Annotated in this window: 12 protein-coding genes; 5 read left to right on the forward strand and 7 right to left on the reverse strand. The window is 68.4% G+C overall.

Annotated elements, in window-relative coordinates; genetic code table 11:
- The first annotated feature begins 75 nt into the window (after positions 1-75).
- Complete coding sequence (locus ACH438_RS02485; RefSeq protein WP_397000743.1) at positions 76-2,238, forward strand: MMPL family transporter; 2,163 nt, start codon at positions 76-78, stop codon at positions 2,236-2,238.
- A gap of 1 nt (position 2,239) precedes the next feature.
- On the opposite strand, the gene ACH438_RS02490 is transcribed toward ACH438_RS02485, so the two are convergent.
- Positions 2,240-2,824: a dihydrofolate reductase family protein gene (locus ACH438_RS02490; RefSeq protein WP_397000303.1), complete on the reverse strand. Its 585-nt coding sequence runs from the start codon at positions 2,822-2,824 to the stop codon at positions 2,240-2,242.
- Between the two features lie 98 nt (positions 2,825-2,922).
- Here ACH438_RS02490 and ACH438_RS02495 point away from each other — a divergent pair, with 98 nt between their 5' ends.
- Both ACH438_RS02495 and ACH438_RS02500 read left to right on the forward strand, forming a co-directional pair.
- Entirely contained in the window at positions 2,923-4,092 is a 1,170-nt protein-coding gene (locus tag ACH438_RS02495) for an alpha/beta hydrolase fold domain-containing protein (RefSeq protein ID WP_397000305.1), read from the forward strand.
- 45 nt (positions 4,093-4,137) lie between these two features.
- Entirely contained in the window at positions 4,138-4,830 is a 693-nt protein-coding gene (locus tag ACH438_RS02500; RefSeq protein ID WP_397000307.1) for a TetR/AcrR family transcriptional regulator, read from the forward strand.
- 30 nt (positions 4,831-4,860) lie between these two features.
- On the opposite strand, the gene rsmI is transcribed toward ACH438_RS02500, so the two are convergent.
- Positions 4,861-5,715, reverse strand: coding sequence for a 16S rRNA (cytidine(1402)-2'-O)-methyltransferase (gene rsmI / locus ACH438_RS02505; RefSeq protein ID WP_397000309.1), 855 nt, complete (start codon positions 5,713-5,715; stop codon positions 4,861-4,863).
- Positions 5,716-6,079: 364 nt separating this feature from the next.
- On the opposite strand from rsmI, the gene ACH438_RS02510 reads away from it, so the two are divergent.
- Entirely contained in the window at positions 6,080-7,699 is a 1,620-nt protein-coding gene (locus tag ACH438_RS02510; RefSeq protein ID WP_397000311.1) for a dolichyl-phosphate-mannose--protein mannosyltransferase, read from the forward strand.
- Between the two features lie 3 nt (positions 7,700-7,702).
- On the opposite strand, the gene ACH438_RS02515 is transcribed toward ACH438_RS02510, so the two are convergent.
- Entirely contained in the window at positions 7,703-8,077 is a 375-nt protein-coding gene (locus ACH438_RS02515; protein ID WP_397000313.1) for a GntR family transcriptional regulator, read from the reverse strand.
- Positions 8,078-8,083: 6 nt separating this feature from the next.
- Entirely contained in the window at positions 8,084-9,313 is a 1,230-nt protein-coding gene (gene arcA / locus ACH438_RS02520; RefSeq protein WP_397000315.1) for an arginine deiminase, read from the reverse strand.
- A gap of 75 nt (positions 9,314-9,388) precedes the next feature.
- Between arcA and soxR the strand changes: the two genes are divergently transcribed.
- Positions 9,389-9,892, forward strand: a complete 504-nt coding sequence (gene soxR, locus ACH438_RS02525) for a redox-sensitive transcriptional activator SoxR (RefSeq protein WP_397000317.1) — start codon at positions 9,389-9,391, stop codon at positions 9,890-9,892.
- 180 nt (positions 9,893-10,072) lie between these two features.
- Here the strand turns inward: soxR and ACH438_RS02530 are convergent, their stop codons facing one another.
- The 3 genes from ACH438_RS02530 to ACH438_RS02540 all read right to left on the reverse strand — a co-directional run bounded on the left by ACH438_RS02530 (position 10,073) and on the right by ACH438_RS02540 (position 14,427).
- Positions 10,073-11,509, reverse strand: a complete 1,437-nt coding sequence (locus tag ACH438_RS02530) for an alpha/beta hydrolase (RefSeq protein ID WP_397000319.1) — start codon at positions 11,507-11,509, stop codon at positions 10,073-10,075.
- 60 nt (positions 11,510-11,569) lie between these two features.
- The gene (locus ACH438_RS02535; protein ID WP_397000321.1) at positions 11,570-12,445 is read right to left on the reverse strand and encodes an SDR family oxidoreductase; all 876 of its coding nucleotides are present in this window, start codon (positions 12,443-12,445) and stop codon (positions 11,570-11,572) included.
- A 164-nt stretch (positions 12,446-12,609) separates the two neighbouring features.
- Positions 12,610-14,427 (reverse strand): putative bifunctional diguanylate cyclase/phosphodiesterase, encoded by a 1,818-nt coding sequence (locus ACH438_RS02540; RefSeq protein ID WP_397000745.1) that lies wholly within the window; start codon positions 14,425-14,427, stop codon positions 12,610-12,612.

Raw genomic sequence — 14,427 nt, forward strand, 5'->3', positions numbered from 1 at the left:
ACTGCCGCGAATCCGGCTACAGCACAAGATGATTCCGGCGTCGGCCGGACGAGACCCGCAGGGGTGAACAGCATGATCGTGGCATGGGCGCGAGTGGTGGTGGCGTGGCCGAAGACCGTGCTCGCGGTGGCTGTGCTGTTCGCACTCGCCTGCGGGTTGTTCGCGGCGGGACTGCAGCAGCGGGTCAGCGCGGCCGGATTCACTGCTCCCGGCATGGAATCCAGCGAAGTGGATTCCTGGGTGAAGGCCCAGCTGGGGCCGCAGAATCCGGATGTGGTGGCCGTATACACCGCGCCCGAGGGACAGACGCTGGCCGATATCGGGCCAAAAGTGCAGCAAGCCATCGGGACCATCCATCCCGCGCTGCTGAACCGCCCGGTCGAAAGCTATTGGAACTCTCCGCGATCGCAGTTCCTGCGCTCCAAGGATGGCCGGCAGGCGGTCGCGATCGTGTTCGCCGCCGGTGACGACAACCATCGCATCGCCGTGTATCCCGAACTGGCCAAGTCGCTGCGGGTCCCCGGTGTCGAGACGAAACTGACCGGGTACAGCGCGCTGGCCGATGCCATCAGCAATCAGTCCCGCCACGATCTGGTTGTCGCCGAATCGATTTCGATCCCGCTCACCGCGATTGTGCTGGTACTGGTGTTCGGCGGTGTGGTGGCGGCCGCGCTGCCGGTGGCGGTCGGCTCGCTGGCGGTGGTGGGCGCGCTCGGCGCGGTCGGCGTGCTGTCGCGATTCACCGAGGTCAGCGTGTTCGCCATGAATGTGGTGTCACTGCTCGGGCTCGGATTGGCCATCGACTACGGGCTTTTCATCGTCGGCAGATTCCGGGAGGAACTGGGCGAGGGCCGCAGCGTCGAGGAGGCGGTGACGCGGACGCTGAGCACGGCGGGCCGGACCGTCCTGTTCTCGGCGCTGCTGCTGGTGTGCGCGTTCGCGGGCACGTTGGTGTTCCCGCTGGCCGTGCTGCGTTCCCTGGGCTTCGGGGCCATTGCCGCGGTGGTGCTGGCCGCCGTGCTGTCGGTGTCCGCGCTGCCCGCGGCGCTCACTCTACTCGGCCCGCGTATCTCCAAATGGAGTTGGCGTGCCGACGCTTTCGAGCGTTCGGAGGCTCGGGCGCAACGGTTCTGGGGCCGCGTCGTGACCGGCGTCATGCGCCGGCCCGGCATCGTCGCCATCGCCGTCGGCGCGATCCTGCTGGTCCTCGCCACGCCGCTGGCCGGTGTCCGGCTGGGCGATATCGACCAGACCGCACTGCCCAAGGGCAATGAAACCCGTGTCGCCGTCGAGGAATTGTCGGCGAACTTCCCCGCCGCGAACAGTGGCGCGACCATCCTGCTGCGCGAAAGCGACGGCAGCGCACCGCCGACGGCCGCCATCGGCACCGCCCTGCGCGAAATCGGGGGCGTACCGGGCGTACTCCAGGCGCTCAGCCTCGAGACCCGCGACAATACGGCCATCATCCACGCGTCGCTGGCCGCGCCGGATCGTTCACCGAAGGCGCAGGAGATCGTGCAGGGCATTCGCGCCCTGCGGATCAACGGCCTCGAGCTGCGGGTCGGCGGGGAGAGCGCGGCCACGGTGGACAGCGTGCATTCGATGCTCACCCGCATGCCGTTGATGATCGTGGTCATGGTGGCCGTGACCCTGCTCATGCTGGCCGTCGCCTTCCGGTCCATCGTGCTGCCGGTGAAGGCCGTGCTCATGGCATTCCTCAGTCTCACAGCCACTTTCGGCATTCTGACCTGGATCTTCGACCGCGGGCACCTGGCCGGGGCATTGGGGGTGAGCGTCGGACCGCTGTCGGCGGGCATGGTGGTGCTGATCATCGCGGTCGTGTTCGGACTGTCCACCGACTACGAGGTATTCCTGTTGTCCCGCATGGTCGAAGCGCACAATGCGGGCGCGGACACCGAGGAATCCGTGCGCACCGGAACCGTGCGGACGGCGCGCATCATCACCGCCGCCGCCACTCTGCTCGTGCTCATCACCGGCGCCTTCACGCTCTCGCCGCTGACGCCCATGCGGTTCCTCGGGCTCGGCATGGTGATCGCCCTGATCATCGACGCCACCCTGGTCCGCATGCTGCTGGTCCCGGCACTGGTCAAGCTGATGGGGCCCGCCAACTGGTGGACCCCGGGCCGCAGGACCGCCACACCTGGTCCCGTGGTTCAGGTGCAGGAAACCGGGCAGCCGATCGGCGCGGATTCCGGCGCGGCCGCCCTGACCAAATGAGTCAGGCCGACGCGCCCTGCCTGCCGTAACCGAGCGTCACCACACCGCAGTCCAGGGCGCGGCAGCTGGTCAGCGCGAAGGTGGCGGGCAGCTGATCGGCGCGGTAGAAGCGGGCGCCGTTCCCGCCGAGGATCAGCGGGAAGACCAGCAGCTGCAGTTCGTCCAGCAGGTCTTCCGCGATCAGCCAGCGCACCAGGGTGCCACTGCCGCCGATCCCGATGTGCCGATGCCGGTCCTTGAGCGCGGCGATCTCCTTGGCCAGGTTGTCACGCAGAATCGTGGTGTTCGGCCAGTCGGTCGACTCCATGGTCGTCGAGACCACGTACTTGGGCATGGCGTTCACCGCGTCGGAGGCCGGGCCGGGCCGGCCGGTGAAGAAGGGTTTCAGGCCCTCGTAGGTGACGCGGCCCATGAGCATGGCGTCATTGCCCGCCATGAGATCACCCACGGCCTGCTGCACCTCGGCGTCCAGGAAATACGGGGCGCTCAGCGGATCCATCGGCGAGATCGCGGGCCCGAGCCCGGTCCAGCCGCTCTCGGTGACACCGTCGAGTGAAAGATACTGTCCTGCAACTATTTTTCCCATGGATCAACGGTCGCACCGAAAGCGAGCCCCAGGAATTGCCGGGTCGGCATGACGGTGATGCCGCTGCGGAATGAATGCGGGCGCGGGATACTCGGCGCATGGTCGAGCCGCTACCGCGGACTCCCGAAGGGGTGGAGTTCCGGCATCTGCGCGCCTTCGTCGCGGTCGCGGAGGAACTGAACTTCGGCCGCGCCGCGCAACGCCTGTACGTGACCCAGCCGGCCTTGAGCAGGCAGATCCGGGCGCTCGAAAAGCTGGTGGGCTGCGAACTCTTCCACCGGAACACCCGCAGCGTGACCCTCACCGCCGCCGGAGCGGCCCTGCTGGAACCGGTTTACGGGCTGCTCGGCGAGCTGGATACCGCGCTGACCGCGGCCCGCACCGCGGGCGGTGAACTCGGCGCCCGGATGGGTTCGCTCTGGGATCCCGTCACGGAGACCTTCGACGGCGACTGGACGACCCTGCGCACCGCCTTCGAATCCATGCACGCCCAGCTCCCGGTGCCCGAGGGAGTGGCCCTGTTGCCGTTCAACGCGGACGGTGTGCCGGGGTTGCAACTGGTTCCGGCCGAATCCGGCGGAGCCGTAGCGATTCACCTGCACGGCGGCGGCTTCGCAGTCGGCTCGGCGCTGGGATATCGCGGCCTGGCGGGCGCGATCGCCGATGCCGGCCGCATGACCGTGCTGACGCCGGAATACCGGCTCGCGCCGGAACATCCGTTTCCTGCCGCCCGCGACGACGCGCTCACCGTGTACCGCTGGCTGCTGGACAGTGGCCGCGACCCGGAAAAGATTGCGCTGGTGGGTGATTCGACGGGCGGCATGCTGCTGATCACCGTGCTGGTACGAGCGCGCGAGCTGGGCCTGCCCATGCCGGGCGCGGCGGTGCTGCTCTACCCGGCCATCGCCTTCCACGCCCAGGACGGCGTCGATCCCTCCGTACAAGAGGTGCATCTGCGCTTCCAGCAGGCCTATCTGGCCGACCGGCGCTGGGACGATCCGGAGGTCAGCCCCATGCACGCCGACCTCACCGGCCTGCCGCCGATCCTGATCCAATCCGCGCGTGGTGACGAATTCGCCACGCACACAGAGGATCTCGCCGCACGGCTGCAAGCCGCCGGAGTACCTGTGCGGCACGAATACTTCGAGGTCGCGAGTCACTGCTTCCAGGTGTTCTGGTCGTTCCACCCCGAGGCGGCCGAGGCCGTCCGCCGCGTGGGCGAGTTCCTGCGGGGCCCAGCGTCGGCGGCGAGCCCGCTGCCGGGATAATGATCATTCGAGGTGGCTTCCCAGTTCACTGACGAAAGGGTGCGGATGCGCGACCAGCAGATCCGACCGGCAGACGTCCAGCGCACCGCACTCGACGACCCGCACAGCGCCTTCCAGGAACGCCATCGGGCGGCCCGCGCCGCCGTGCTCGACACCCCGCGCGGGCGGCTGATCGACGCGCTGGTGGAGTGCTCCGACATCGACGGCTACGCGGGCCTCACCGCGGCCGGGGTCGCGCAGCGGGCCGGTGTCACCCTCGAGAGCTTCCACGAGTACTTTCCCGACGTCGAACGCTGTTTCGTCGAGGCGGTGCGGGCCGGCGCCGATGTGGTGGCCGCGCGGATCGCCGAGGAACTGGCGCTCCTACCCCCCGAGGCCGGATTCCACGCCCGCGTCGAATCGATCGTGACCACGTTCTGCCTGCAGGTCGCCATCGAACCCGCCTTCGCGAAGCTGGTGCTGGCCGAATCCTTCCGGGCCGGGCCCGAAGCCGTGCACCTGCGCGATATGGCCGTGGACCGGTTCGCGGAACTGTACCGGTACTTCTACGCCGAGGCCCGCGCCTCCGACCCCACCCTGCCGGCGCTGCCGGACGAGATGTTCATGCTCATTCCCGATGCCGTCGGGGAACGCACCCGGCGGGTCATTCTCGCCGAGGGCGCGCACCGGGTGCCCGAATTGGCAACGGACTTCATCGATTTCGCCAATACCGTGCTGGGACTGCCCAACCGGCCGTGAGCCGGGCCGCCGTTGCGATTGCGCGAGCGGCTATTCGGCGGTGCGAGCCGCCAGGACGGCGTCGTAGAGTTCGCGACGGGACGCGCCCGTGGCCGCGGACACCTCGGCGCACGCGTCCTTGAGGCGCAGACCGGACGCGGTCAGCGTCTCCACCTGACTCACCAGATCGGCGGGATCCGCCGAAACCGGTTGCGCGCCTTCGAGAACCACGGTGATCTCACCCCGCACGCCCTCCACCGCCCAGGCCGCCAGCTCGCCGAGCGTGCCGCGCACGACTTCCTCGTAGGTCTTGGTGAGCTCCCGGCACACGGCGGCACGGCGATTCGGGCCGAGAATCTCGACGGCATCGGCCAGGCAGTCCGCCAACCGATGCGGAGCCTCGAAGAAGACACAGGCCCGCGGCTCCGAAGCGAGCGTCCGCAACCACTCCTTGCGCTGCCCGCCCTTCCGTGGCGGAAACCCGTCGAAGCAGAACCGCTCGACCGGCAGCCCGGACAGCGCCAGCGCGGTCGTCACCGCCGACGGACCCGGCAGGCAAGTGATCGGCAGCCCCTTCTCCACACACGCCGCGACCATCCGATACCCCGGATCACTGACCGATGGCATCCCCGCATCGGTCACCAGCAGCACGGTATGCCCCGACTCGATCTCCTCCAGCAGCATCGGAATCCGAGCCGTCTCCACATGGTCGTAGAAACTCACCACCCGCCCGCCGATCTCCACCCCCATGGCCTTGGCCAGCGCCCGCGTCCGCCGCGTGTCCTCGGCCGCCACCACCTCCGCCGCCCCCAGCGCATCCCGCAACCGCTGCGAGGCATCCCCGATATCCCCCATCGGCGTCGCCGCCAGCACCAGCCGCCCCGCGCCGGTCGGCACCCCGTTCATTCCACTCCCGTCGTCGGCCGAACTCCTGCGTAAACCTTTCCACGACTGTAGCCACCCCGAACTCACCCAACACGAACCCGCCTGGCAGCAGCCCACCCGACGACGCCGCCCGCGGCGGTGCCGTGTCCCCGCACCGAGTCGACCGACCATGACGGCTGGCAGCCCGCGGGCCGAGCCACCGCCCGCCGGCGTACCCGGCAAGATCTCGCGAGGGTGTCGCTGCAGGACTGGAACCGCTCGGGGCGGGCGCGGGACGAAGCTCGCAGACCGACGCCTCGATCTACTCGCGCCTTGCGGGACGAAGCTCCGCCCTGGCCTCTTGCCGGGCGGGACGCGTGGGGACCTACCGCATACGATCGACGGCGTGACCCAGGCGACCGACGCGCGACCCGCGACACTCGAGGCGGGGGCGGCCGGTCCGCCGCCACTGTCCAGTCCGGCGCCCTTGCGGCCGTCGCCCGATTTCGGGCCGACCGATTGGGCGCGCGGGTGGGCGGTGACGCTGTTTCTGACGCTGGTCGCCGGGCTGACACGGTTCATCATGCTCGGGTATCCGACGGATGCGCATACGCCGGTGTTCGACGAGAAGCATTACGCACCGCAAGGGTGGCAGATGCTCACCGGCGGCGGGGTGGAGGACAACCCGGGGTACGGGCTGGTGGTGCACCCGCCGGTCGGCAAGCAGATGATCGCGCTCGGGGAGTGGATCTTCGGGTACAGCGGGTGGGGATGGCGGTTCACGGCCGCGGTGTCCGGAACCCTGATGGTGCTCTTGGTGATTCGCATCGTGCGGCGGATGACCCGGTCCACGCTCATCGGGGCGTTCGCGGGGATTCTGCTGATCTGCGACGGGCTCACCTTCGTCTCGTCGCGGCTGGGGATGCTGGATATCTTCCAGGCGCTGTTCGTGCTGGCGGCGTTCGGTTGTCTCATCGTGGATCGCGACGAGATGCGGGAGCGGATCGCCCTCGTGGATGTCCAAGGGCGTTTGTACGACAGCGAATTCGGGCCGCGGTTCGGGGTGCGCTGGTGGCGGTTCGGCGCGGGCGTGCTGCTCGGGCTGGCCTGCGGCACCAAATGGTCGGGCATCTACTGGGTGGTCGGGTTCGCCGCCATGAGTCTCGCCTTCGATCTGGCCGCCCGGCGCGGTTATCGGGTGCGGCGGCCGTGGGCGGGTGTCGCGGTCCGCGACCTCGCACCCACCGTCTACGGCCTGGTGGTCATCCCGTTCCTGGTCTACATGGCTTCCTTCTGGGGCTGGTTCGCCAACGAGGACAGCTACGACCGCTACGCCGTCGGTGTCAAGGTCGGGCACGGTGGCGACTTTTCCTGGGTGCCACCGGCATTGCGCGGGCTCTGGTACTACGGCGGCGAGGTCCTCACCTTCCACGAGGGACTCACCAATTCGGCGGGCAATCACCATCCGTGGGAATCCAAGCCGTGGACCTGGTTCATGGGCCTGCGGCCGATGCTCTACTACTACGCCGACGGCAACGTCACCGGCTGCGGGCAGTCCCAGTGCGTGAAAGCCGTCATGGCGATCGGCACACCCGCCCTGTGGTGGCTGGCCTTCCCCGTGCTCGGCTGGGCGCTCTGGCGCAGCTTCGTGCGCCGCGACTGGCGGTACGCGGCCGTACTGGTCGGATACGTGTTCGGGATCGCGCCGTGGTTCCTGAACCTGGACCGGCAGATGTACTTCTTCTACGCGGTGCCGCTGGCCCCGTTCCTGGCCATGGCCATGGCGCTGGTGCTCGGTGACATCCTCGGGCACGCGCCGCCGAGCGGACGCCGGCTGTCCGGCGCGCCGGAGATGCAGAACTTCCTGCCACCGGTCAGTGAACGCCAGGGCCTGGGACTGCTGCTGGTCAGCATCTATCTGGCCCTGGTGATCGCGAACTTCATCTGGCTGTGGCCGATTCTCACTGCCATGCCCATCACCGTCGGCAGCTGGCACGACCATCTGTGGCTGCCCAGCTGGCGTTGACGATCAACTCACGGAACGGGTTTCGCCGAGCGCCGCGCGCAGGTAGCGGAGCGCGGCATCATCGTCGAGGCCGAGCCGGCGGATGACCGCCACGTACTCGGTGGCGGCCCGCCCGGCCAGATCGCGGGTGGGATCACCGGACGAGGCGATGAAAGACCCCAGCCGGCCGCGGGTTTCGAGCACCCCGTCCTGTTCCAGCTCCCGGTAGGCGCGCGCGACGGTATTGGGGGCGAGCCGCAGCTCGGCGGCGAGGGCGCGGACGGTCGGGATCTTGGTCCCGGCGGCCAGTTCACCCGAGCGCACCCGGGCGATGATGCCCTGCCGCAGTTGCTCGTAGGGCGGGACCGTCGAGTGGTGGTCAACCGGGATGTCCAGCATGGCTTTTCACACCTCGTCACGCGCTAGCGGGCAGGACAGGCAGCGCGGACCGCCTCGGCCGGAACCCAATTCCGACCCGGGGATGGGCAGTACCTCGATTCCGGCGTCGGCCAGCCGCGCATTGGTCATCTCGTTGCGTTCATAGGCGACCACGACTCCGGGCGCCAGGGCAAGGGTGTTGTTACCGTCGTCCCACTGCTCGCGCTCGGCGGCGACCCCGTCCAGGCCGGTGTCGATCACCCGTAAGGTGCTGATGCCCATGGCCTTCGCCGCCGCGGGCAGGAACGGATCCGGGCCCAGCATGGACACCGTGCCGTCGTCCTCCTTGCGAATGGTGAAGGCGCACAACGAATCCTGCACCGCCGGGTACATGACCAGGGCATCGGTGTCGACCATGGTGCAGACCGTGTCGAGATGCATGGTGGCGCGGGTCTGGGCGATCGGCACCACCAGCACGGTGTGCGCGAGATCGTCCTCGAACAGGCTGCGCGCCAGGGCTTCCGCGCCCGCGGGCGTGGTGCGCTCCCCGACCCCGACCGCCACCACGCCCTTGGCCAGCAGCAATACGTCACCGCCTTCGATGGGCGCGGTGTGGGATTCGTAGGCGCGGCGCACGCCGAGGAAGCGCGGATGGAAGGCGTAGATGAGGTCGGTGAGCGAGGTTTCCCGCCCCCGCGCCGGCAGTGCCAGCGAGGTGATGGCCACCCGCGGGCCCACCCAGAACGAGGAATCGCGGGTGAACAGCAGATTCGGCAGCGGATCGATGACGAAATCGTGGCCGTGATGCATGCGGCGCACCAGCGAGGTGGCGTCCTCGCCGAAGGGCAGTTCGTCGAAGGTCATGCCGGACATGAGAAGCTGCGCCAGCTCGGGCGCGGGCACGGTGCGCAGGTGAGCGGCCAGCTGATCGGCCAGCGAATGCCCGAGCCGCCGCGCGTCCACCGCACCGGAGATGCCCTGGATGCGGGCGGCGCCGCTGACCTGCAGCGTCTGAGTCAGCAGATCCGCGAGCAGCAACACCTCCACTCCGCGGTTCCGCAACACCTCGGCGAAGATGTCGTGTTCCTGCTGCGCGCGTTCCACCCAGGGGATGGCGTCGAACAGCAACTGGTCGTTGTTGCGCGGGGTGAGACGACGCAACTCGTCGCCGGGGCGGTGCAGCAGCACCGTGCGTAGGGCGCCGACCTCCGAGGTCACGGAAAACGGTCGCGCCGTGGGTGCGGCCTCTGTTCCCATGACACGACGGTAGTTCCCCGGGGCAAAGATGGCATGCAATTCGCACCGGGGAAAAACCTCGACTACTGTTGAGGTATGCAGACCGCGTCCTGGCAGGCGAAGGAGCTGACGCCCGGTCAGCTGGCCCAGCGGGCCGGAGTTTCCGTGTCCGCGTTGCATTTCTACGAACGTGAGGGCTTGATCACAGCCCGCCGAACCAGCGGCAACCAACGCCGCTACCCCAGGGAAACCCTGCGCCGGGTCGCCTTCATCCGCATCTCACAGCGTGTCGGAATCCCCCTCAGCGAAATCCGCAATGCCCTCGACAACCTCCCCGAGGGCCGCACCCCCACCCGCCGCGACTGGGAAACCCTCTCCACCACCTGGCGCAGCGACCTCGACGAGCGCATCGAACAACTGATCCGCCTGCGCGACAACCTCACCGGCTGCATCGGCTGCGGCTGCCTCTCCCTGGGCACCTGCAAACTCGTCAACGCCCACGACCACCTCGGCGACGAAGGCCCCGGCGCCCGCGTCCTAGACCTGCACGCCGCCGAAGCCTGCACCGACCACAAAACCTGCAACGCACCGACTGCCTAGCAAGGGGCCGCGACCCGCCCGATCGGATAGCGCTGCGCGACAGTCCCGACCGAACGGACATCGACCGGGCAAGGTCACCGTCGGCGGATCGCGGGGGTGAACAGACGACGACCGCATCGTGGGCCGGGACCGGCCGCGTGGCGCATTTCCGACCAGGACATGCGCTCTCGAAAGCGGCAGCTAGACCGCGCAGTGCGTGCCGGTCGGGGGCAGGGTCAGGTGGATCAGGTAGCGGTCGCCGGTGGTTGTCGTGCAGGGGTTGCGGCCGTAGACGCCGTGGCCCCAGCCGTCGTAGGTGAGCAGGACCGCGCCGGGGAGGTGGGAGGTCACGGCGGTGGCCCACTCGTATGGGGTTGCGGGGTCGTGGATGCTGTTCATGACCAGGATCGGGGGTGCGCCGGCGGCGCGGGGGAGGTGGGGCGGGTTGGCGGGCGGGGTGGGCCAGCCGGAGCACAGACTGCCTGCGGCCCAGGCGAAATGGGCGCGCAGGGTGCCCGCGTTGGTGTTCTGGTCGGCCCAGAGTTGCTGCCAGCGGGCTTGATCTGGGATGTCGAAGGACCAGTCGGAGCAGGCGATGAGCTCGGACATGACGGCCGGGGTGCCGGTCGGCTCCGGTTGCGGGAAGGGCAGATTCGGCTGTTGCGGCTGGTCGCCGAGGGTGCGGAGGTCATCGGCGAGGGCGGGCCATTCGGGTTGGTAGAGGCGGGCGGTGACATTGCGGCTCAATACCAGCGCCGCCAGCGGGCGGTCCGGATGTTGTGGATCGCGCAGGGCGCCGCGTTCGGCGCGGTCGAACAGGGCGGTGTAGCGGGCGCGGATATCGGTGCCGTGCAGGGAACATGCGGTGTCGCGGTCACACCAGGAGACGAATTCGCCGAAGGTGTCCCGGCCGGCGCGCGCCTCGGCCGCGAGAAACGCGGGGCCGTCGAGGCTGTGGTCGTCGACGCTGTCGATGACCATGGCGCGCAGGTGATCCGGGAACAGCTCGGCATACGCCTGACCTGCCATGGTGCCGTACGACCGGCCGTACAACGTGATCTTGTGCTCGCCGAGCGCATGCCGTAGCGCATCCACATCACGTGCGACGCTGGCGCTGTCCAGGTGATCCAGCAACGCGCCCGTGTCGCGCCGGCAGCTGTCGGCGAGTCGCCTTGCGTAGGAATGCACATCGTCGATCGACCCGCCGGCGTCCGGCAGCAGGTTCGGCCAGGCGCTCAGGCCCGCATCGCAGCGCAGCGGGTGACTGCGTTTCACGCCGCGCGGATCGAAACTCACGATGTCGAAGCGCGCGTGCAGGTCCGGTGAGAACCGGTCGCCGTGCAGCAGCGTGTCCACCCCCGAGGTCCCGGGCCCGCCGGGGAGTTCGATCAGCGTCCCGATGCGATCCTCGCTCCGGGTGCTCTTGCGCGCCACCGCGATGTCGATGGTGCCGCCGTCCGGATGCGACCAGTCGACCGGAACGGTCAGGCTCGCGCATTCCGTCGCGGCGTCCTCCGGGCAGGCATGCCAGTCCAGACTCGTGGCCGCGCGCACGGGCGCGAACAGGAGGGTCCCGGCAATGAGGACGATCGCCCCGGCGGCCAGGGCGAGCTGAAAAGCGGTGACGCGCATTCGCATACCGCCGATGCTCGGCCAGGCCGGCCGCGCGGCCCATCACTCCCGGGTATCAGCCCGGGCTCACCCCCGGGTATCGGCGCGCTCGCGCTCTTCCCGCGGCAGGAACGTGGTGAACAGGTCGTTGGCGCGGCGCATGGCGAACTCGTACGGCCACGCGAACTTGCGCGCCCACCAGTAGCCGAAGCGGATGTCGAACTGCGTGTGAATGAGGAAGGTGCCCTTCTCCACGCCGCGCAGAATGCTGTTCGCGACATCGTCCGCCGACTTCGCGTGCCGCCGGAAACGATTGATCCAGGCCTGGATCCGCGGATCGTCCCGGTCCACGCCGACCACGTCGACGGTCTGCACCAGCGGCGTGTCCACCGCTCCCGGCACCACCAGGTGCACGCTGATGTCGTGGCGGGCGAGGTCGAACCGCAGCACCTCGGACACGCCGCGCAGGCCGAACTTGCTGGCGCTGTAGGCGGCATGCCACGGGAAGGCCATCAGCCCGGCCGACGAGGACACGTTGACCAGCGCCCCACCGTGTTTGGCCTCGATCATGGGCGGGATGAAGTTCTCGATCACGTGGATCGGCCCCATGAGGTTGACGTCCACCATGCGCTTCCAGTGCCGGTGTTCGAGGTTCTCGACGGTGCCCCAGGTGGAGACGCCGGCGATGTTCATGACCACGTCGAGGGGGCCGAGCAGTTCGTGCACCTGCTTCGCGAAGCCGGTGACGGCGTCGTAGTCGCTGATATCGAAGGCCTGCGCGAATTCCACCACTCCACCGCCGGACCGCACCTCCTCGACGGTGGCGTCGAGTCCGTCGGCGTTCACGTCCGTGAGCACCAGCCGCGCGCCCTTGCGCGCCGCCGCCAGCGCGGTGGCCCGGCCGATGCCGCTGGCCGCGCCGGTTATCAAAGTCTTCTTGCCGCTCAGGCCACGATCACGCACGCCGAACCCCGTCCCTCCATCGACAACCCTGTCTGCACGCACGCTACTACGCGAACATAAGTGTTCGCGACGCGAGAGCGCACCGATTCGGCTCCTGTTTCTCGGGATGCGCAATGTCACCGCGGCGCACCCGAAAGGCTCAAACGTTCGAGGTAGACGCATCTTCAAGGATGTGCGGGCCGGCCACCAGAACCCGGCAGATCCAGATCCAGGGCGATGCGCCCGGCCGCCAGATGCGGCTCGACCTCCTCGGCCGGCATGGGCCGCGCGATCAGGAAGCCCTGCGCGCGATAGCAGCCCAGCGCCACCAGCGTGCGCGCCGCCACCGTCGTCTCCACACCCTCGCCCACCACGCCGAGACCGAACGAACCCGCCAGTCCCACAATGGATTTCACGATCGCCAGATCGTCCGCGCTGGCGCCCAGCCGCTGCACGAACCCACGGTCGATCTTCACCGCGTCCACCGGCAGCGCCTTCAGATGCGACAGCGACGAATACCCGGTGCCGAAGTCGTCGATGGCGATCTGCACGCCCATCCGCTTCAACCCGCGCAAGGTCACCTGCGTGCGCGCCAGATCCTGCACCACCACATGCTCGGTGATCTCCAGGCACACCGAACTGCCGTCGATCCCGAAGCGGCGCAGTATCCCCTCCATGGTCTCCACGAAGTCGAGACTCACCAACTGCACCGGCGACACATTGATCCGGATCACCACATTCGAGGCCAGCCCGCGCCGCCGCCACTGCGCGAACTGCTCACACGCCGAGCGAATCACCCAACGCCCCAGCTCACCAGCCAAATTGGTGGCCTCCGCGACGCCGACGAACGCGCCCGGCGGTAGTAGCCCCCGCGTCGGATGCTGCCACCGCACCAGCGCCTCCAGCGCCACCACCCGCCCCGTCCGCAGATCCACCTCGGGCTGATAGTGCAACAGCAGCGACCCGTCCGAAACCGCCCCCCGCAGATTCAGCTCCACATCGTCCTGCAACTCGAACTGCGCCCGCATCGCATCGGTGAACACGGCAACCCCATTACCGCCACTCGACTTCGCCGACAACAAAGCGTGATCCGCCCGCCGCAGCACATCCGCGACCGTCGTCTCCCCCGGAATCCCCAGGGAAACACCGACACTCGCCCCCCGGCTCACACTCTCCTCCCCCACCGTCACCCGCTGACTGATCAACTGCTGAATCCGCGCAGCCTCCAACTCCGCCGCCGCCGCATCCATCGGCTTCGCCGGCACGATCACGAACTCATCCCCACCCAGCCGCGCGATCACATCGCCCTCGTCGAGGTTGTCCCGCAACCGCGCAGCCAGCGTCCGGATGAAATTGTCACCGGCCGTATGCCCCAGGAAGTCGTTCAGCGCCTTGAGCCGATCGAGGTCCAGGAAGAACGCCGCCACCGGCCCCGGGCTCCCGTGTTGTAGCCGCTCTTCCATGTGCTCGAGTAGCGCCCGGCGATTCGCCAATCCGGTCAGATCGTCGTGCATGGCGATGTATCGGAGCCGCTCCTCGGCCTCCACGCGCGCCTGCAACTGGGCGAACAGTGCGGCAATCGCCTTGAGCACATTGATTTCCCGGGTGCTCCACTCGCGGTCACCGACCTTGATGAAGCCCAGCACCCCGGTGGATACATCGCGCGATACCAGCGGTACAGCGGCCGCGGAAACGTCGGAGAACCCCGTCGCTTCCTCTATGAATCGCTGATAATCGGGGTACTCGGGACTGTGCCGGACAATCATGGGCTCGGTAGCATGTTCGAGGAGCGTGAAGACCGAGTTGGTGTTGTCGAAGTAGGTCACCCGCAACAGTTCCGGATCTTCGGCCGTGGGCCTCGGCGGCCATTCCGCGATCAATATCGACGCACGCTTCGCCAGATCGGTAAATCGCAGAAAGCTGAAATCGACATCGAAATGTGCGACCAACCAGGAGAGCACCCGCTCACTCGCCGCCGCCATGGTCGTGACGTCGACCGCCAT

The sequence above is a fragment of the Nocardia sp. NPDC020380 genome (assembly GCF_044386975.1).
GTDB lineage: Bacteria > Actinomycetota > Actinomycetes > Mycobacteriales > Mycobacteriaceae > Nocardia.